Raw genomic sequence first — 18,613 nt, 5'->3', positions numbered from 1 at the left:
GGTCGTGTTCGCGCTCCCCAATCTTTCGCGCCTGTCGCTGAAATCCAATGTGTTCAGGCAGACGCCGTTCCGCCTGACCCTGATGTTCATCACCGTCTACTCCTTCGTGGCGGTGCTGATCTTCGCCTATATCTACATCGCCTCTTCGGCCGAGACTAAGGCCGTGTCCGACGCGCAGGTCAAGTCGCGCATCGACTATCTTGAGGAGGTGTACCGCGAGCAGGGCGAGGCGGCGGTACTGGAAACGCTGAGCGAGGAAGACATCACCGAATGGTTCTTTGTCAAGATCGCCTATCTCGATGACGGGCGCATTCTGGCCCAGAACCGTCGCGCCACTACCGAGGTGTCGCCGCCGGTCTTCGGCCATATCCGCGACAAGGCGAAGATTGCCGGCGGCGACGGACGGCCGTTCCAGATCAATTACCGCCTGACCGATCCGGCGGGCAAACGCAAGTCCTATGCCTATCGCGGGCAGGTGCTGACCCTGAAACCCGGCCTCTACCTCTATGTCGGCATGGATACCTCGTGGTCGGAAAAGGGCTTTGACATGGGCTTCAAGGCCCTGTGGGGCGGCGGGGTTCTGGTCATCGTGCTGGGCCTGTTCGCCGGCATGATCATCAATAACGAGGTGTCGCGCTCGGTGCAGGGCCTGATGCAGGTCTTCGATCAGGTCAAGGAAGGCGACCTCAAGGCGCGGGCCAGGCTGCGCAATTCCGGGGACGAGTTCGACGCCCTCGCCGAACGGGTCAATGAGACGCTGGACCGCATGGAAAAGACCATGGGCAATCTCAAATACGCCGGGGACGCCATCGCCCACGACCTGCGCACGCCCCTGTCGCGCCTGCGGTCCAAGTTGGAAGTGTCGCTGTACGACGTCGAGAAAGACCCGTCGCAGGCTCCGGAGGTTATCGAGCGCGCCCTGGCCGAAACCGATCAGTTGCTGCGCACCTTTCAGACCGTGTTTTCCATCTCGCGGCTGCAGGCGGCGGGTCAGGCGCCCGATCAGAAGCTGTTCGACGCCTCGGCTCTGGCCGAAGACATGTGCGAGCTGTTCGAGGCTCTGGCCGAAGACAAGGGGCTGGAATTCACCGCTGAGATCGAGAGCGGTGTGAACGCCTATGGCAACCGCGATTTTCTGGCGCAGGCCATGGCCAACCTGCTCGACAATGCCATCAAGTACACGCAGACGGGCGGCATCACCTTGCGCCTGCGGCATAATTCACGGCGCGAGATCGAGTTCTCCGTGACCGATACGGGGCAGGGCGTGCCGGAAGCCGACCGCGCGCGCATCACCCAGCGCTTCGTGCGGCTGGAAAACTCGCGCTCCCTGCCGGGCGTGGGGTTGGGCCTGTCGATGGTCGAGGCCGTGGCTGTGGCGCACAAGGGCCGTCTGAGCATCGACGAAGGGCCCGGCGTCTATGAAGATCAGGGGCCGGGCCTGCGCACGGCGCTGGTCCTGCCGGCGGTGGCGGGCTAGACCGTAAGCTCGCCTTCGTCGCCGTCGCGCCAGTAGTGGATGTGACGGGCACGGACTTTGATCAGGGTCAGGCCCGGCGTATCCAGACCGTCCTTGAACCACGCCTCGATATCCGGGTCCCAGTGCCTCTCCATCTCGGCGCGGTCGCGGATCAGTTCGGCGCGTCCCGTAACCGACAGGAAGACCATGTGCCCCAGAGGCGGCGGCAGGGTCGGCATATGACTGAAGCCCAGATTGATCTCAGGATTCAGACCGATATCGCGTACCGCCGAGGAGTCGCCATTGGCGAAGAACCACGAGTCGCCGTCATATTCGACCTTACGGTTATTGCTCATCGGTCGGGTGCGCAGGCCGCGGTCTTCGGCCGCCGTGGTGGTCAAAAGGCAGATGTCGATATCCTTCATCGCCTTGGCAATGTCTTGCAGGGACAGGGTCATGGAATCCTCCTTGATAGAGAAAGGCTGCGACAGGCCGCATAAGGAGTCGAGGTGGATAGGGCGCTTCTGACGTCCCGGCGGCATTATCGTATCCCTTCCTTACAGGCGCAGGCCTAGAACGGTAGCCTCTCAATGATTGCCGGAGGTCACCATGTCGTCTCTGTTCCGCGCCATGCCGAAGCTCAAGCCCCTCGACGCGCAGGTTATCGTGATTACGGGCGCCAGTTCCGGCATCGGGCTGGCCACTGCGCGCAAGGCGGCGGAAGGCGGCGCGGCGGTGGTGCTCGCCGCGCGCGACGGTCAGACGCTGAACCGCATTGCCGATGAGATCGTGGCGCAGGGCGGGCGGGCCGTCGCCATCCCCACCGATGTCGGCGACGAACAGGCGGTGGAAATGTTGGCCGACAAGGCGGTGGAGGCCTTCGGGCGCATCGACACCTGGGTCAACAATGCCGGTATCGGCGCGCACGGCCACCCCAGCGAACTCAGGACCCCGGATCATGAGCGCATCCTCAAGACCGATTACTGGGGCACGGTGTTCGGCTCGCTGGCGGCGCTGCGCCATTTCCGAAAAAGCGGCGAGGCCGGGGCGATCATCAATATCGGTTCGGTGGTGTCGGACCTGTCTGTCCCCCTGATGACCGTGCATTCCGCCACCAAGCACGCGGTCGCCGCCTATACGCAGTCGCTGCGGCTGGAGGTGCTGGCCGAGGGCGATCCGGTGGCGGTGACGCTGGTCAAGCCGTCCGCCGTGGCCACGCCGGGGCCGGTCGATCATTCGCAGAGCACAGGCGCCTATGCACTGAGGGTCGATAAGGGCGTCGCGCCTGAACTGGTGGCCGGGGCCATACTGACCGCCGCCGTGCGCCCTATTCGTGAAGTGACCGTGGGGTCGGCGGGGCTGATCATGTTTACCGGCTTCGCCCGCGTTCTGCCGGAACTGTACGAGCGCATCGCCGCCGCTGGCGCGCAAAAGCGCAAACGCGCCGTGCCGAAGCCAACCGAAGGCAATCTGTACCGCCCGCGCGACAACGGCCGCACGCGTGGCGACATGGCCGTGGCGGGGCAGAGCCTCTATACGCAGGCGCAACTGCATCCGCAGATGACGGCCGCCGCCGTGGTCGGCATGGCGGCGTTGGGCGGCGTCGCACTGGCCCTGCTCAGCCGGCGGCGTTAAGCGTCATGGAAAAGGAAAAACCGTCCGTCGATCCCTCCCGTGAACCGAAGACGCCCGAGCACCGGCCAGATACGGAAAAAGAGCGCGAAGAGCCGCTGTTCGAGCCGCCCCCGATCTATCCGGGCGCGAACTGAATTCGGCTTAAGCCTGACCGCCGCGCCATTGGCGGTAGAAGGTGCTCCAGGCATAGTCCAGCAGCAGATAAAAGAAGACCGTCTTCACAAAAGGCAGGGTTTCCACCTGCGTGAAGCGTTCGACGGCGATAGCCAGCCACAAGGTGGCGATCATGACCCATCCCGCGATGAGGATTTTCTTCGGCATCAGGAGCGTTTGGGCAAAAGACATGGACGCGATACTTTCGAGAATGGCGGATAACGCTGTAATAACGGTTCAGGTTTTATAACCGGTTAATTGGCGAATGTAGAGTATAATTCTATTGATTTCTTATTTTCAGATTTTTCTATTATTCGAGAATTAAGGTGTATTTGCAGATATAGCGATATGCGTCCAGATCGCGCGAGCTGTCGCCGGTGACCGGATAAGGTGTGCCCTGCCGGAAACCCCAACCCGCACCTTGTGTCTGCGGTGCGATTCGCCTAACAGAAGGCTATGGCGGATATTCTTTTCTCCTCGCTGGTGGATCGCCTCCATCCCTGCGGCCCGGTGCTGAACGACGGGGCGGCGCTCTACGCCTATGAGACGATCGCCGAAGTGGCCGAAGCCGAAGGTTGGCCCGACCTGCTGCAACGCGCCGGCCCGGCCCTGATGCCGGTGCTGGGGGCCTCGCCCTATCTGGCCGGACTGATGCGGCGCGAACCGCAGCGTCTGCGCGAGACGCTGATGTCGCCGCCCGAGGCGCGGCTGAAGGCCATATTGCTGGCTACCGAGGCGCTGGCCGATCAGGCCGACACGGTCGAAACCCTCGATGTCGATGCCGCCAAGCGCGTCTTGCGCCACCTTAAGGCCGATACCCACCTCCTGACGGCGCTGGCCGACCTGGGCGACGTGTGGAAGCTGGATCACGTCACCGCCGCCCTGACGCGTTTCGCCGATGCCGTGACCCACGCGGGCATCGCTCTGGCCGTGCGCGAGGAACGCGACCGCGGTCGCCTGATCGATTACGACATCAAGGGCGAGCGCGGCATCATGCCCGGCCTGTTCGTGCTGGCCATGGGCAAGCACGGGGCGGGGGAACTCAACTATTCGTCGGACATCGACATCACCTTCTTCGCCGAGTTGGACGCTCTGCCGCTGAAAGAAGGCGTCGAGGCGCAGGTTTTCGTCGACCGGCTGGCGCGCCGTGTGTCGAACATCCTCAGCGAGCGCACGGGTGACGGCTACGTCTTCCGCGTCGATCTGCGTCTGCGTCCCGATCCGTCCTCGACGCCGACCGTGGTCAGCGTGCCCTTCGCCCTGAACTATTACGAGACGGTGGGTCAGAACTGGGAGCGCGCCGCCTTTATCAAGGCGCGGCCCATCGCCGGGGACATGGTCGAGGCCAAGGCCTTCATGCAGGCCCTGTCGCCCTTCATCTGGCGCCGCAGCCTCGACTATCCGGCCATTGCCGATATTCAGTCGATCAAGCGCCAGATCCATACCTATAAGGTCGATGAGCGGCTCGATCCTGCCGGGGCCAATCTCAAGCTGGGCGTCGGCGGCATCCGCGAGATCGAATTCTTCGTTCAGACCCAGCAACTGATCCTCGGCGGGCGCGACCCGTCCCTGCGGTCGCGCCGCACGCTCGATGCGCTTGATGCCCTGCGCCGGGCCGGGCATCTGGCCCCCGCCGTCGCCAAGGAACTGAAACAGGCCTATGTGCGCCTGCGCGACTGGGAACACCGCGTGCAGATGATCGCCGACGAGCAGACCCATACCCTGCCCGAAGCCGAGGACGAGCGGATGCGCGTCGCCGCCATGTGCGGCTTCTCGAACCTCAGCCGTTTCGATCTGGCCGTGTCGCGGACTTTGCGTCTGGTCAACGGCCACTACGGCGAATTGTTCTCGGACTCCGAAGACCTCTCTTCGTCCTTCGGCAGTCTGGTCTTCACCGGGGTCGAGGACGATCCCGAAACCCTGAAAACGCTTGCCCGCATGGGCTTCGAGCATCCGGAACAGATTTCGGCGACCATCCGCGGCTGGCACCATGGGCGCATCCCGGCGACGCGCACGCCGCGCGGCCGCGAACTGTTCACGCGGCTGGTGCCGCGCCTTTTGGAGGCGCTGAATGAGACCGGCGCGCCGGACATCGCCTTCACGCGCTTCGCCGTCTTCTTCTCCGGCCTCAGCGCCGGGGTGCAGATTCAGTCGCTGTTTCTCGCCAATTCCAAGCTGTTCAAGGCGATTGTCGAGATCATGGGGTTCAGCCCGCGTCTGGCGCAGTTCCTGTCGCGGCACCCGACCATTTTCGACGCCATGCTCGACGCCGGCTTCTACGACCCGATGGGCGAGGAACTGGACCGTTTGATTCAGGCGGAGGTCGAGCGCGTGCCGCCCGACCCGGAAAACGCGCTGGAAAACGTCATGAACGCGCTGCGCCGCATCTGCCGCGAGCAGCAGTTCCGCATCGGGATGCAGATTCTCAACGGCCGCCTGACGACCGAAGCGGCGGGCGCGGCCTATGCGCGTCTGGCCGATGCCTGCATCAACCACCTGGCGCCGCTGGCGCTGGAGGAGGTGCGGCGGCTGGGGGGTAACCTGTCGGGACAGGTGGCCATTCTGGCGCTGGGCAAGCTGGGCGGGCAGGAGATGACGGCGCGCTCAGACCTCGACCTGATGGCGGTTTATCTACCCGACGATCCGTCGGAAATGTCGTCGATCAAGGGCTGGGGGGCGGAAACCTTCTTCGGCCGCTTTACGCAGCGCCTGATTGCCGCCCTGTCGGCCCCGACGCACGAAGGCACGCTTTACGAGATCGATATGAAGCTGCGCCCCACCGGGGCCAAGGGACCGGTGGCCGTATCGCTGGCGGCGTTTGAAAACTACTACACCAAGGACGCCGACACCTGGGAGTTTCAGGCCCTGACGCGCGCCCGCGTGGTGTGGGCGACGTCCGAAGATTTCGCCGACCTCGTGCGGCTGAAGCTGGAGACCATCCTGCGCGCCACGCGGTCCGAAGCGCGCACGGCGCTGGACGTGCTCAACATGCGCGCCCTGATGGAAAAGGAACGCCCCGCCAAGAGCTTCTGGGACTTCAAGCTGATCGTCGGCGGACAGGTGGATTGCGAGTTCGCCGCCCAGTACCTGCAACTGGTTCACGCGGCCAATGGCGGGCCGCTGCGGGTGGGCACCATCGCCGCCTTGCAGGCCATGCAGCGCGCCGGTCTGGCCAGCGCCGAGGACATCGAAGCCCTGAGCGCCGCCTGGCGGGTGCAGCAAAGTCTGGCGCAGGTGATGCGCGTGTCGCTCGACGCTAATGACGACCCGTCGAAAGAACCCGAAGCCTTCCAGAGAAAACTGGCGCGCGCCGTGCATACGCGGCGTCTCGATACACTGGAAAAGAAGCTGAAAGAGCTGCGCAAACGGGCGCGTAACGCCTTTGAAACCGTGGTTGCGCCTAAAGACTAGAGCGAGATGATTTAAAGTGGAAACATCATCTCGCTCTCAGTTTTTGAGTGGTCGCGCCATTTTTCCGAAAAGTGGTGCCCACTTTATCGGATTGCGCTCTAGCTCCAAAAGCGACGGATTACCGGCCGTTCTGCGTGAAAATGGGTGAAGACCGGACGATCGGCGGATCGCAAACGGTTGCCTGCCCCGTTGTTGCGTAAAGGCCCCGCTTATGAGTAATGTGACACATGAGGCGGAAAACCGTCGTTGGATAAGCCAGACCATGACCGCTGGGACCGACCCGGACGAGGCGCAGATCGAGGCAGTGGCGCGCGGTGACGCGGCGGCCACGCAAAACCTCGTGGCGCGCAAGCTGCCGCGGGTGCTGTCTCTGGCGCGGCGCTTGCTCAACGATCCCGCCGAGGCCGAGGACGTGGCGCAGGAGGCCCTGCTGCGGTTGTGGAAACAGGCGCCGCACTGGGTGCCGGGCCGCGCCAAGGTCGACACCTGGCTGCACAAGGTGGCGGTCAATCTGTGTTACGACCGGCTGAGACGCCGCCGCGACACGGTGGATCACACCGAGATCGAACTGGCCGATCCGGCGGCGAGTCCGGCCAAACGGCTGGATCAGACGCAGGTCAGCCAGACGGTGGAGGCGGCGTTGCAGTCCCTGCCGGAGCGGCAAAGACTGGCCCTTGTGCTCTGCTATTATCAGGAACTGTCGAACATCGAAGCGGCGGCCCTGATGGAGGTTTCGGTCGAGGCGCTGGAAAGCCTGCTCTCACGCGGCCGGCGGCAACTGAAGGCGAAACTGGCGGACTCCCGCGCCGATCTGATCGGGGGGGGCACCGCTTCCGGCGGCAAGCCGGTTCTGAAAGTCATTACGGGCAGCAAGGTCTAGAGCGAAATGATTTCAGATAAACACATCATTCCGCTCTCCGTTTTTGAGTGGTCGCGCAATTTTTCCGAAAAGTGGTGCCCACCTTATCGGATTGTGCTTTAGGAAAGGAGCTGTGACGATGCAAAATCAAATCTCATCCGAACGCTTCGAAGCGATCGTCGACGCCTATGGAGCCGATGCGCAGCGCTGGCCGCAGGACGAGCGCGCCGCCGCGCGGCTGTTCATGCAGCAACATCCGGAAACCGCCCGTCGCGTAATGGCCGAAGCGCGTACGCTCGACGCCTGGCTGTCGGCGGCGGAAGAGCCCGAACCCTCCGTGGCGCTGCAATGGGAAATCCTGGCGCATATGGCCCCCGCCGGGGTCGTCGCGAAGATGGCCGCCCCCTTATCTGTACGCCCGCGTCGCCGCTGGATGGCCGGGATCGGTCTGGCCGCCGCCTGCGCCGCCGGGATCATTTTCGGCGTCAATGTCGGGCTGGCGACCACCTCGGAAGCCCGCGCCGAAGCAGTGCTGGCCTCGGCCAGCCTGACGGAAGTGGATAACTGGTAATGGCCGACGTATCGCCGAACGCGTCTGGGCCGAACACGCCTGGGCCGAAGAAGAAAGCGGGCCCGAAGACCTGGCTGGCGGTATCGATCGCGCTCAACGTCTTCCTTTTGGGTTCGCTGATCGGTGTCGGCGTCATCGCGTCTAAACATTTCAAACCCAGGCCTGACAAGACGGGCCCCGCCCTGCTGCACATGACCGAAGGCCTCAGCCCCGCCAATCAGGAAACAGCGCGTCAGATTCTGACCGATGCGGCGCTGGCCGGTGAAAGCGACATGGATCAGAGCCGCAGTTTCCGCAAGGCGGCGGCGGAACTGATGCTGCAACCGACGCCCGATCCGGTGGCCATTCAGGCCGAGATCACCAAGGCGCGCCGCGCGGAATCTTCGGCCAAGGACAAGATCGAGACGGCGGTAATTTCGCTGCTGATGCAGTTGCCGGTCGAGGAACGCGCCAAGGTCGCCGAACCGCTGATCAAGACGCCTTTCCGGGCGCGGGCCAAGGCGCTCTATGATGTGAAAAAGGCCGAAGAAAAGGCGAAAGCCTCGGCTTCGGCCTCCAGTTCATCTCACTGACGCTTTTCCGGACGATGCGCGGCGGCGCAGGTCAGCACGCTGGCGCACAGGAGCGCGATGGCGACGCCTTCGCTCACCGTCGGCCAGCGGCCTTCCCACAGGAAGCCGTAGAGCAGGGCGAACAGGGTCTCGAACAGAATCATCTGTCCCATCAGCGTCATGGGCAAAAGGCGGCTGGCGCGGTTCCAGAAGGCGTTGCCGATGACCGAGCACAGCAGCGCCACCGCCGCCATCAAACCGATAAAGCTCCCCCACTGGCCGTTCGTATGCGCGCCCGGCGACAGCACGAAGGCCGGGACGGCGAGGATGAGGGCCAGAGCGCCGGTAACGAGGCCGGTCAGCAGGCTCCAGTCCTGCGACGACACCGTATGGAGACGGGTGAGCCATCGGCTGTTTTCCACGGCGTAGAGTGTCCACGAGGCTAAGGCCCCGAAGGCGCACAGAAGCCCGAACCCCGCCCCTGAATCCGGCCCCGACGGCCCGCTGAGGCTGCCCCACGCGGTACAGGCGATGCCGGCCACACCAAGGCCTAGCGGCAGGGCCAGCCGCTTCAATGGCACAGAGCCATGATCGCGGCGGCCCATGACGGCGACGGTGACGGGGAGCAGTCCGATGATCAGGGTGGTCATGGCCACGCCACCCGACTGCACGGCCTGCGCCAGACAGATATAGTACAGGATATTGCCGAGCAGGCTGAGCCAGATCAGGGCGCGCCAGCCTTTTGCATCGACCCGCTTGCGCACGCTGTTCCAGCGCGGCGCGATCAGCGCGGCGGCGATCAGGCCGTAAGCGACGTAGCGCCCGGCGGACAGTTGCAGCGGCGTGAAGCCCGCCGCCAGTTCGGGGGTGAGGAAGACGAGGCCCCACAGCGCGCCGGCGATGACGCCGCTGCCTATGCCCCAGATCATGCGTTTATCGGTCATGGACGCCGTATATACCGGAACGCGGCGTCTATCTTGATACCGTCTCCTGTTTTTTTGTGACGGCATCCGGCCTTTACCATCGTGTTCGTTCCGCCAGACCCGGACGCAAACCGGACGTTACCGGCAAGGTTGGCGTTTTCGGTGACAGAAGTGGCGGCGTCTGCGACTGATATGGCGCCTTGTGTCAGCTATCCTGCCTTCATCGCAAAACCAAAGGGTGCTGATATGAAACTGAAATCAAAACTTACGGCTCTGGTCACCGGCGCGTCGTCCGGCATGGGCAAGAGCATCGCCAGACGCCTGATCGCCGACGGGTATCTGGTCTATGTCGCGGCGCGCGGCGTCGACAGGATGGCCGATCTGGTCGCCCAGGGCGCCATCCCGCTGCGCATGGACATCTCAAAAGACGAGGACATCGTGGCGGCGGTGCAGGTCATCGCCGAACGATCCGGCGGGGTCGATATACTGGTCAATAATGCCGGCTTCGGGCTGTATGGACCGGTGGAGGAAATTCCGCTCGATGACGCCCGTTATCAGTTCGAGGTCAATCTCTTCGGCACGGCCCGCCTGACCCAGCTTCTCCTGCCGGCGATACGGGCGCGACGGTCGGGTACGATCGTCAACATCACCTCCATGGGCGGCAAGATCTACACGCCCCTCGGTGCGTGGTATCACGCCACCAAACACGCGCTGGAGGGCTGGTCGGACTGCCTGCGGCTGGAGGTCGAATCGTCGGGCATCCGTGTCGTCGTCGTCGAGCCGGGAGTGATCGACACGGGCTTTGGCGATGTCGCGCTGAGCGGTCTGGTGGAGCGCTTCGGTGAAGGCCCTTATGGCAAGCTGGTGCGCAGCGTGGCGGATTCCGTGACCCGGACCTATGGCCGCGGCGGGGCGACCCGGCCGGAAGTCATTGCCGGCGTGGTCGGCGGCGCGATCCGCTCGAAACGCCCTAAAACCCGTTATGTCGCGGGCAGGTACGCGAAATCGATGATATGGGTGCGCAAGTGGCTGGGCGATCGCGCCTTCGACCGGCTGATCCGGAGCCAGATGTAGGTAGACGACGATGACGCGAGACACCGCAGACAGATGCCGATTGCCGCAGGCCTTCTGGCGGACGGCGGAGCGCATGGGACTGCCCGTTCCGGCGATCCTGCGTCAGGCGAAGCTCCCGGCCATGCTGCCCGTTTCCCCCGATACATGGCTGACGACCGCGCAGTATTTCGCCTTGTGGCGGGCCGTCGAAGCCGTGTCATCCGACCCGGCGGTCGGTCTGCGCATGATGGCCGAAACCGACGTCTCGGTGCATCCGCCGGCCACTATTTCCGCCTTCTTCGCGCGGGACTATCGTGACGGGCTTCGCCGACTGGCGCGGTTCAAGCGCCTGTGTACGCCGGAGGAACTGACCGCAAGCGAAGGGGACGGCGAATGCCGGATCAGCGTGCGCTGGCTGCATACCGATGATCCCGAACCTGATTTCGCAGCCGACATCACCTTCGCCGCGGTGCTTGAACTGGGGCGGCGCGGGACGGGGCGGGACATCGCGCCGCTCCGCGTTGAGATGACCCGCGCCGGCCCGGTCAGCGCAGCGCATCAGGCCTATTTCAACGCGCCCGTCCGCACCGGAGCCGGGCATAATGCCATCATACTGCGCCTGAGCGATCTGGACCTGCCTTTCGCCGCGCATAATCCCGAACTGCTGACCATGCTCGATCCGTCGCTGACCGCGTCGTTGAGCGAGGTCGACGCACAGGTTTCGCTGACGGACCAGGTCAAGCGCCTGATCAAGCGCCGCATCGCCAGCGGCAAGCCGGACATTGTCGAGATCGCCCGCGAATTCGGGATGAGCGAACGGACGCTGCAACGCCGGATCACCGAACAGGGATCGAGCTATCGTGACCTGCTCGACGAGGCGCGGCGGGAGATGAGCCGGCACCTGCTGTCGGACGCGCAGAACGGCATCGAGGGGATCGCGTTTTTAATGGGGTTTCAGGACGCCCGTTCCTTCTACCGCGCCTTCCGGGCTTGGGAGGGCGTGACGCCGGCCCAGTGGCGTACGCTTAACGGCGACCCAAAGCGGTAATCAGGCGGCGGCGATACCGTCCGAAGCCCTGTCAGGGGTTTCGGGCGTGTCGTCGGCGCTGGCGCCGGGGGTGGTCTGGGTGAAGGGCAGGATAACGCTGACCGTCGTGCCCTGACCCACATGTGAATCGACTTCCAGACGACCGGAATGCATCTCGATCAGCGACTTGGTCAGGGCCAGACCCAGGCCCGTGCCTTCCTTGGTGCGCGAGAACTGGTTCTCGATCTGCTCGAACGGACGGGCCAGACGCTCCATATCCTTCGGCGCGATGCCGATGCCGGTATCGGCAACATAGAGGTGCAGGAAGCTGTCGGTCGGGACCGCCGAAACGGTGATCGTGCCGCCCGACGGGGTAAACTTGATGGCGTTGGTCAGGATGTTGAGCAGGACCTGTTTGAGGGCGCGATAATCGGCCTGAATGTCAGGCAGTTGCGGCAGGTGGACCCGCATCTTCAGCCCGGCCTTCTCCGCCCGCTGACGCACCAGGCGCAGGGTGTCGTCGACCACCTCTTCGACCGAGACCGGCTCGAATTTCAGCGTAAGCTTGCCCGCTTCGATCTTCGACATGTCGAGAATGTCGTTGATCAGCGCCAGCAGATGCTGACCCGACGAATGGATGTCGGTGGCGTATTCCTTGTAACGCGCGTGACCCAGTGGCCCGAACATCTCGCCCGCCATGATTTCGGAAAAGCCATTGATGGCGTTGAGCGGCGTACGCAGTTCGTGGCTCATATTTGCCAGGAATTCCGACTTGGCGTGATTGGCCTGTTCGGCGCGGATCTTGGCCATTTCGTACTTTTTGGCGAGGTCGGTCTGGATGCGGCGGCTTTGCTCCAGCTTGTCGACCATGCCCTGAAGCTGCTCTTCGTTGCGCCGGCTCATCTCCTCCTGCACCTTGATGGCGGTGATGTCCGCACCCGTAACGACCATGCCGCCTTCCAGCGTGCGGCTTTCGGAAATCTGAATCCAGCGCCCGTCGTTGAGTTCGGCCTCGACCACGCCTTCGCGGCCGTCGGCGACCGGCTCCTTGCGGCGGATGGCGATGGCCATGACCTTTTCGATCAGTTCGCGCGAGGTGCCGGGCTTGAGGAAGCGCGGGTCGATATTGAAGGTCTGACCGAAGACGGCGTTCCACATGACCAGCTTGCCGCGACGATCCCACAGGACGAAGGCGTCGGAGACCGAGTTGATAGCGTCGGTCAGACGCGCTTCGGCGCGCTGAGCCCGCGACTGGGCCGCGCGTTCTTCGGAGACATCGAGCGCCACGCCGGACAGGCGGGTGAAGCCGGTCATGCCGCGCGGGCCGGTCGCCTGTCCGCGCGCATCGATCCAGATGGCGCGGCCGTTTTCGCCCGGCACGCGGAAGGAGACGTCGAGCGCGCCGTTACCCTGAGCATTGACCAGCGCCCTGCGCACGGCGTCGCGCTGCTCCGGGGCGATGCGCAGCAGGACTTCGCTCGTCGTCGCCACGCCGCTGCCGCCCCAGCCGAACATGACGCCGGTGACTTCGGACATGAAGATCTGATCGCTTTCGAGGTCCCATTCCCAGATGCCGCAACGCGCCGCTTCGACGGCGGCCTGATAGCGCGTCTCCTTGACCTGATACTGGCGCGCCGCTTCGGAATTGCGGCGCCCTTGCATGATCAGCAGAAGGCCGAAAAGCGCCCCGATGACCAGCGGGCCGATAAACAGCGCGGCGGTGCTGAGCCAACCCGCGCCTGCGCTGCCGTCAGAAGGAATGAGGTAGAGCGTGGTCAGGCCGTTTTCGCCTTCGCGGGCGGCGGCGATGCGTACGAAGCCCTTTTCTTCCAGCGTGCCTTCCGTCAGGCGCGCGCTGTTGGCGGTGTCGCGTATAACTTCCGGCGTGACGGTCAGGGCGATGCGGATATTCTCGCCGGTCAGCCTGTCGTCCGACGCGCCGACAATGTCGCCCGCGCCGTTGATCAGCAGCACCTGATTATCGCGGGTGTTTTCAGCGGCGCGCAGCGGATTGTTGAGGCGGGCCACGGCGCGCACCCGTCCCGGGGCGGGCGTGCGCACCAGATAGGAGCGGGCGGTGCGCGTCAGCCGCGAGCCGAGCGCCAGAGCGGTAAAGCCCTTGTCTTCGGATTTGGCGGCCTCGGTCAGCAGGTCGGTTTCGTCGTGGCCGGCGCGGGCGAGGATTTGGCCCTGCGCATCGATCAGGGCCAGCGAGGCCAGAGCCCCGCCGGAGGCGTCGAGGGCCTTCTGAACGGCCGCCTGCGCCGCGCTGGGCTGGGCGTCATAAGTGGACAGAGCGCCCTCCATGGCGGCGCGCGCTACCGACACGGCCTTGTCCGCGCGCAGGGCGTTCAGGCGCGCCTGTGCATAGGCGGACGCGTCGCGCGCGGCCTGACCGGAATTCAGATCGTCCTGCAGACGGGCCGAGGTAATCCCGGCGAAAAGCATCAGACCGAGCGCCAGGCTGAGGCCCCCAATGCGCATCCACAGCGGCATACGCGGGCTGACCTGCGCCAGAAGGCTCGATTTCAGCGAGCGTTCGCTGCCGCCACCCAGTCGCAGGCGAAGGCCGCTTCCGGCTCCGTCGCTGTCGGGTCGTGGCGAAAAGAACTGCATGCGCGTCTGGCGATCCGTGAAGGGGGCGAAAAAGCGGCCACCGGAGTGATTCGGGTACAGTTAAAAAGGTAAACGGCGCGTTAACCCTTTGTCGAGAGTCCAGGTCGCCGCGAAACGACTTTGGCTTCAATGCGCTGTGGGCAAAAAATCTCCCATGTGGACAGTCCTTTATCCGGCAGCGTTTTCGCCTGTCACCGGCGTTCCATCCTTGGCTGGCGGTTTGTGATCCTCGCTCCAGCCTTCGCGGCGCTCGCGGCCCTGATATTTCGGGTCCTGACGACGGCGGCGGTCGGGTCCGAAATAGGAACCGGTCTTGATGAAGGGGCGCGGACGGTCGATGACGGCGGCGACCTTCTTGTACAGTTCCAGCGCCGTCACCGGCTTGGCGCAGAATTCGTTGACGCCGGCGTCGCGGGCCGCGGTGACGCGCGAACGTTCGGAATGCGCCGTCAGCATGATGATGGGCACGTAGCGGTTGGGACTGTCGGAGGAATTGCGCACCATGTGCACGAACTCGACCCCGTCGAGCACTTCCATCATGAAGTCGACGATAACGATGTCGATAGCGTCGTTGCGCAGACGTTGAAAGGCGTCGCCTGCATCGCGCGCCTCGAAGACATTCGCCGCGCCGAAGCCGCGCAGAATGGTTTTGACGATATGGATCATGTGGGTGTTGTCATCCACCACCATGAACCGGACGCGCTCAAGCCCAGCCAATTTCCATCGCCTCCCTTTACGCCGTATACTCAATCCAGGCCGTGGGGAGCGGCCCTGTGGATGGTTTTAAGCGGTAAAGTTTGTCAATGTCTTAAGGATTGTGACAAGGCCTGGGTCGCCGACAGGCCATTAGCCGGCCAGCGCCTTTCCGGCCAGCTCAGCCACGTTTTTGGACAACCCGTCCGTGGCCACGATGCGCTCCAGCACGGCCTTCATCAGTCCTGCATGGGGCTCGGCATAACGCTTGAAGCCGCCGAAGGCTTCGATCAGGCGCGCCGCCGTCATGGGATTGAAGCGATCCACACTAAGGATCTCGTCGGCGATGAAGGCGTAGCCTTCGCCCGAAATATCGTGGAAGACGGCGGGATTGTTGGCGGCGAAGGCCTGCGCCACCGAGCGCCAGCGATTGGGCACCTTGCGGTCGAAATCGGGGTGGGCGATCAGGCGGCGCACGCGCTCCAGCGTTTCGGGGTGCGCGCAGGCGGCCTGCACCGCGAACCATTTGTCGAGCACCAGCGGCTCGAACTTGTAACGCTCATAGAAGTGGTCCAGCGCCCGTTGGTAGGGCTCTCCGTGGATTTGCGACAGGGCGTTCAGACCGGCGATCATGTCGGTCATATTGGTGGCGGATCGGTAATGTGTCTCAGCGAGGGTGGTCGCCGTGTTCGGATCGACTGAGACGATCAGGTCCAGTAGCGCGTTACGCAACGCGCGGCGTCCCGCCGAGGCGGCGTCCGGGCTGAATTGAACTTCGGCCGGCACGGCATCGTATAGCGCCTGCGCATCGGTTTTCAGCGCCGCCGCCAGTTCGGTCTTGAAGGCCTTGCGGCGAGCGTGGATGAAGGCCGGATCGACAGGCGTCAGGCTCTGGGCCAGATCCATCTCGGTCGGCAGGGCGGTCATCAGCGCCTTGAAGGCCGCATCGAGCGTCGCGTCGCTCAGCGTGGCGCGCAGGGCCTCGGCATAGTCGGCGGCGGATCCCTGCGGATCAAGGATCAGCGCCTTGGCGAGGCTCTGGGCCGCTTCCCAGCGGTTGAACGGATCGGGATCGCCGCGGAAGCGGGCGAAACGGTGCGCTTCGGGCTCGTCCAGCCTCAGTTTCACCGGGGCGGAGAAGCCGCGCAGGGCCGAGACGACCGGCGCTTCGGCGACGTCTTCGAAGATCAGTTGCGCGCGCTCACCGGTCAGCAGGAACAGGGTGTCTGTCACCGTCGCGCCGTCGTGCACGAAGCTTAACGGCGCACCGTCTTGCGTCAGCAGGCCGAGGCGCACGGGAATGGGCACAGGCGATTTGTGGGCCTGGGTCGGCGTCGGCGGGGTCTGCTGCGACAGGTTGAGCGTCAGGCGTTTCGAAGCGGCATCATAGGTCACGCCGATGCCGAGCGTCGGGGTGCCGGCCTGCACGTACCATTTCAGCCACGGGGCGAAATCTTCACCCGTTACGGCCTCGAAGCTTGTGAGAAAGTCTTCCAGGGTCGCCGCCGTGCCGTCATTCGTCTCGAAATAGTGGTCGAGCGCGCGGCGATAGACGTCCGGTCCGACGACGGTTTTCAACATGCCGACGATTTCCGCGCCCTTTTCGTAGATGGTCGCGGTGTAGAAGTTGTCGATCTTCAGATAGGAGGCCGGGCGCACCGGATGGGCCAGCGGCCCTGCGTCTTCCGGGAACTGCCGCGCGCGCAGCATTTTTACGTCCTTGATGCGCTGAACCGCGTGGCCGCGCTGATCGCCGGAAAAGCTTTGATCGCGGAAGACGGTCAGGCCTTCCTTGAGGCACAGTTGGAACCAGTCGCGGCACGTGACGCGGTTGCCGGACCAGTTGTGGAAATATTCGTGGGCGACGACGCTTTCGATGCGCTCGTAATCGAGGTCGGTGGCCGTTTCCGGATCGGCCAGCAGCAGCGAGGCGTTGAAGATGTTCAGACCCTTGTTTTCCATCGCGCCGAAATTGAAATCGCGTACGGCGACGATCATGAACAGGTCGAGATCGTATTCGCGGCCATAGGCGTCTTCGTCCCACCTCATCGAGCGTTTCAGCGCGTCCATGGCGTATTCGGCGCGCGCGCTCATGCCTGTATCGACGAAGATTTTCAGCTCGACCGTGCGGCCCGACATCGTGGTGAAACGGTCTTCGAGCACGTCCAGTTCGCCGGCGACCAGCGCGAACAGATAGGCCGGCTTGGGGAAGGGGTCTTCCCAAACGGCGTAGTGCGCGTCGCCGTCTTCACCCGTTTCGATCAGATTGCCGTTGGACAGAAGGCGCGGGAAGCCGGCTTTGGGGGCGCGCATGCGAACCGTATATTTCGACAGCACGTCCGGTCGGTCGGGGAAGTAGACGATCTTGCGGAAACCCTCGGCCTCGCACTGGGTGCAGTAGCGGCCGGAGGACATGTAGAGGCCTTCCAGCGTTTTGTTGTCCTGCGGATTGATCTCGACCGCGATTTCCAGTTTGAATCGATCCGGTACGCTTTTGATAGTCAGGGTTTCGGCGGTCACCTGATAGTCGGCGGGCGTCAGATCTGCGCCGTCGAGACGGACGGTTTTCAGCGTCAGCCGCTCGCCCAGCAGCACCAGCGGCGCATCTTCGGCGCCGCGGCGTTCCACGCTGTAGGTCGCCTTCACCTGCGTCTGCGTCGGGTGGAGGTCGAAGTCCAGCCGCGTGTCGGTGATGTGAAAATCCGGCGCGCGATAGTCGGTGAGGCGGATAGGACGGGCGATATCGGTACGGTACATGCGCGCAGTCTCGCAGAACTAAAAAAGGCGGGATCAGATTACCTGCCCGCCCCAGATTAGCTTCGCGTTTTTACATAGTCTTGCAAAAAGATGAGGGGGGCATACCGAAAATTGGGTATGCCGCGCCCTCTGCCTTAAAAAGGCCTATTGTGCAGCGGTGGCCGTGACTTCCGGCTCCGACTGGGGGTCCAGAGGGCGCGTCTGCGCTTCCGGCGGCGGCGTTTCGATGACGCGGCGCAACTGCTCGAAGCGGCGGGCGATGCGCACGACCTCTTCAGGCAGGAGCGGGGACGCCTCGCTCTTGACATAGTCGCTCAGTTCGCGGGCCAGCTTGAAAAAGCGCGGGGCGGCGGTGATCAGGCGGGCCTGCATTTCGATCAGGGCCGGATCGCGGTCGTATTCGGCGCCCGGCACGCGCCAGCCGCCCCAGTCGTTGGGGTCGGTGACGATGACCGGATAGGTGCCGGGATAGGGGTGATGGGCGCATTCTTCGGTCGCCTGTACGCGGTTGCGCGCGCGCATCAGCCGCCACGGCGTATTGCCCGGCGCTTCGCCCGGCGTGGACTCGATTTCGGTTTCCGCCGTCAGTTCTTCGGCGCGAAAATCGCGGCCCAGCCCGCAGTCGTAGGTGACGCGGATCGGCTCATCGAAGCCGGCGACCCACACGGGCTTGACCACTTCGATGACGGCCCAGGTGCCTACGGGCTCGACATAGACGCGCTGATGACGGTGAAAGATAGCCTTGGCCATTACTCATGTCCCTTTACGCAGATAAGATACGCCCGTGTCCCGCGGGCGAATTTGTCGCATGGCGCCGATTGCCTGACTATATTAGTCGGAAATAGCGCCAACGGTTGAGCCTAACAGGCAGGCTTTAGGATTTGATGAGAGAGAAGGGTTAACGGCGT

16 protein-coding genes are annotated in these 18,613 nt (G+C 63.9%); 9 read left to right on the top strand and 7 right to left on the bottom strand.

Translation table 11 applies throughout. The features are described 5' to 3' along the window. Window positions 1–4: 4 nt before the first annotated feature. Window positions 5–1,477 carry a cell wall metabolism sensor histidine kinase WalK gene (locus LH365_RS12110; RefSeq protein ID WP_226743889.1) on the top strand — a complete coding sequence of 491 codons (1,473 nt, stop codon included), beginning with the start codon at window positions 5–7 and terminating at the stop codon, window positions 1,475–1,477. Here LH365_RS12110 and LH365_RS12105 read toward each other — a convergent pair. Further along, window positions 1,474–1,914, bottom strand: coding sequence for a pyridoxamine 5'-phosphate oxidase family protein (locus LH365_RS12105; protein ID WP_226743888.1), 441 nt, complete (start codon window positions 1,912–1,914; stop codon window positions 1,474–1,476). The genes LH365_RS12110 and LH365_RS12105 overlap by 4 nt on opposite strands. A gap of 151 nt (window positions 1,915–2,065) precedes the next feature. Here LH365_RS12105 and LH365_RS12100 point away from each other — a divergent pair, with 151 nt between their 5' ends. Continuing rightward, window positions 2,066–3,091 carry an SDR family oxidoreductase gene (locus LH365_RS12100; protein ID WP_226743887.1) on the top strand — a complete coding sequence of 342 codons (1,026 nt, stop codon included), beginning with the start codon at window positions 2,066–2,068 and terminating at the stop codon, window positions 3,089–3,091. Between the two features lie 5 nt (window positions 3,092–3,096). Continuing rightward, on the top strand, window positions 3,097–3,225 hold the full coding sequence (locus LH365_RS18630; RefSeq protein WP_255606618.1) for a hypothetical protein: 129 nt from the start codon (window positions 3,097–3,099) through the stop codon (window positions 3,223–3,225). Between the two features lie 7 nt (window positions 3,226–3,232). Here LH365_RS18630 and LH365_RS12095 read toward each other — a convergent pair whose 3' ends face one another. Beyond that, window positions 3,233–3,436, bottom strand: coding sequence for a hypothetical protein (locus LH365_RS12095; RefSeq protein WP_107871429.1), 204 nt, complete (start codon window positions 3,434–3,436; stop codon window positions 3,233–3,235). A gap of 264 nt (window positions 3,437–3,700) precedes the next feature. Here LH365_RS12095 and LH365_RS12090 point away from each other — a divergent pair, with 264 nt between their 5' ends. From LH365_RS12090 to LH365_RS12075, 4 genes are all read left to right on the top strand, one after another. Next, window positions 3,701–6,655 carry a bifunctional [glutamine synthetase] adenylyltransferase/[glutamine synthetase]-adenylyl-L-tyrosine phosphorylase gene (locus LH365_RS12090; protein WP_226743886.1) on the top strand — a complete coding sequence of 985 codons (2,955 nt, stop codon included), beginning with the start codon at window positions 3,701–3,703 and terminating at the stop codon, window positions 6,653–6,655. A gap of 262 nt (window positions 6,656–6,917) precedes the next feature. Further along, complete coding sequence (locus tag LH365_RS12085) at window positions 6,918–7,535, top strand: RNA polymerase sigma factor (protein WP_255606617.1); 618 nt, start codon at window positions 6,918–6,920, stop codon at window positions 7,533–7,535. A 118-nt stretch (window positions 7,536–7,653) separates the two neighbouring features. Continuing rightward, window positions 7,654–8,085: a hypothetical protein gene (locus tag LH365_RS12080; RefSeq protein ID WP_226743884.1), complete on the top strand. Its 432-nt coding sequence runs from the start codon at window positions 7,654–7,656 to the stop codon at window positions 8,083–8,085. Then, a complete protein-coding gene (locus tag LH365_RS12075) occupies window positions 8,085–8,657 on the top strand; it encodes a periplasmic heavy metal sensor (protein ID WP_226743883.1) in 573 nt (190 codons plus the stop codon). Before LH365_RS12080 ends, LH365_RS12075 begins: the two co-directional genes overlap by 1 nt. On the opposite strand, the gene LH365_RS12070 is transcribed toward LH365_RS12075, so the two are convergent. After that, complete coding sequence (locus LH365_RS12070; RefSeq protein ID WP_226743882.1) at window positions 8,651–9,580, bottom strand: DMT family transporter; 930 nt, start codon at window positions 9,578–9,580, stop codon at window positions 8,651–8,653. The two genes, LH365_RS12075 and LH365_RS12070, sit on opposite strands and share 7 nt — an antisense overlap. Before the next feature lie 225 nt (window positions 9,581–9,805). Here LH365_RS12070 and LH365_RS12065 point away from each other — a divergent pair, with 225 nt between their 5' ends. Further along, on the top strand, window positions 9,806–10,633 hold the full coding sequence (locus LH365_RS12065; protein WP_226743881.1) for an oxidoreductase: 828 nt from the start codon (window positions 9,806–9,808) through the stop codon (window positions 10,631–10,633). Between the two features lie 73 nt (window positions 10,634–10,706). Further along, window positions 10,707–11,660: an AraC family transcriptional regulator gene (locus tag LH365_RS12060; protein WP_226743880.1), complete on the top strand. Its 954-nt coding sequence runs from the start codon at window positions 10,707–10,709 to the stop codon at window positions 11,658–11,660. Here the strand turns inward: LH365_RS12060 and LH365_RS12055 are convergent, their stop codons facing one another. The 4 genes from LH365_RS12055 to LH365_RS12040 form a co-directional block, all read right to left on the bottom strand. Beyond that, entirely contained in the window at window positions 11,661–14,255 is a 2,595-nt protein-coding gene (locus LH365_RS12055) for an ATP-binding protein (protein WP_226743879.1), read from the bottom strand. It lies immediately after the preceding gene. Between the two features lie 168 nt (window positions 14,256–14,423). Continuing rightward, window positions 14,424–14,972: a response regulator gene (locus tag LH365_RS12050; RefSeq protein ID WP_226743878.1), complete on the bottom strand. Its 549-nt coding sequence runs from the start codon at window positions 14,970–14,972 to the stop codon at window positions 14,424–14,426. Window positions 14,973–15,101: 129 nt separating this feature from the next. Beyond that, window positions 15,102–17,705: an aminopeptidase N gene (pepN, locus tag LH365_RS12045; RefSeq protein WP_226743877.1), complete on the bottom strand. Its 2,604-nt coding sequence runs from the start codon at window positions 17,703–17,705 to the stop codon at window positions 15,102–15,104. A gap of 144 nt (window positions 17,706–17,849) precedes the next feature. Further along, window positions 17,850–18,455: a hypothetical protein gene (locus LH365_RS12040; protein WP_226743876.1), complete on the bottom strand. Its 606-nt coding sequence runs from the start codon at window positions 18,453–18,455 to the stop codon at window positions 17,850–17,852. Window positions 18,456–18,613: the final 158 nt, after the last annotated feature.

Origin of the sequence: Asticcacaulis sp. AND118 (assembly GCF_020535245.1) — a bacterium.
Classification (GTDB): domain Bacteria; phylum Pseudomonadota; class Alphaproteobacteria; order Caulobacterales; family Caulobacteraceae; genus Asticcacaulis.
This window is presented reverse-complemented; position numbering and strand designations above follow the sequence as displayed.

What these genes read in the sequence shown, in the direction of transcription:
- LH365_RS12100 (WP_226743887.1), top strand. Translation starts at nt 2,066, where the DNA reads ATGTCGTCTCTGTTCCGCGCCATGCCGAAGCTCAAGCCCCTCGACGCG.
- LH365_RS12060 (WP_226743880.1), top strand. Translation starts at nt 10,707, where the DNA reads ATGGGACTGCCCGTTCCGGCGATCCTGCGTCAGGCGAAGCTCCCGGCC.
- LH365_RS12090 (WP_226743886.1), top strand. Translation starts at nt 3,701, where the DNA reads ATGGCGGATATTCTTTTCTCCTCGCTGGTGGATCGCCTCCATCCCTGC.
- LH365_RS12085 (WP_255606617.1), top strand. Translation starts at nt 6,918, where the DNA reads ATGACCGCTGGGACCGACCCGGACGAGGCGCAGATCGAGGCAGTGGCG.
- LH365_RS18630 (WP_255606618.1), top strand. Translation starts at nt 3,097, where the DNA reads ATGGAAAAGGAAAAACCGTCCGTCGATCCCTCCCGTGAACCGAAGACG.
- LH365_RS12065 (WP_226743881.1), top strand. Translation starts at nt 9,806, where the DNA reads ATGAAACTGAAATCAAAACTTACGGCTCTGGTCACCGGCGCGTCGTCC.
- LH365_RS12040 (WP_226743876.1), bottom strand. Translation starts at nt 18,455, where the DNA reads ATGGCCAAGGCTATCTTTCACCGTCATCAGCGCGTCTATGTCGAGCCC.
- LH365_RS12105 (WP_226743888.1), bottom strand. Translation starts at nt 1,914, where the DNA reads ATGACCCTGTCCCTGCAAGACATTGCCAAGGCGATGAAGGATATCGAC.
- LH365_RS12080 (WP_226743884.1), top strand. Translation starts at nt 7,654, where the DNA reads ATGCAAAATCAAATCTCATCCGAACGCTTCGAAGCGATCGTCGACGCC.
- LH365_RS12095 (WP_107871429.1), bottom strand. Translation starts at nt 3,436, where the DNA reads ATGTCTTTTGCCCAAACGCTCCTGATGCCGAAGAAAATCCTCATCGCG.
- LH365_RS12055 (WP_226743879.1), bottom strand. Translation starts at nt 14,255, where the DNA reads ATGCAGTTCTTTTCGCCACGACCCGACAGCGACGGAGCCGGAAGCGGC.
- LH365_RS12075 (WP_226743883.1), top strand. Translation starts at nt 8,085, where the DNA reads ATGGCCGACGTATCGCCGAACGCGTCTGGGCCGAACACGCCTGGGCCG.
- LH365_RS12070 (WP_226743882.1), bottom strand. Translation starts at nt 9,580, where the DNA reads ATGACCGATAAACGCATGATCTGGGGCATAGGCAGCGGCGTCATCGCC.
- pepN (WP_226743877.1), bottom strand. Translation starts at nt 17,705, where the DNA reads ATGTACCGTACCGATATCGCCCGTCCTATCCGCCTCACCGACTATCGC.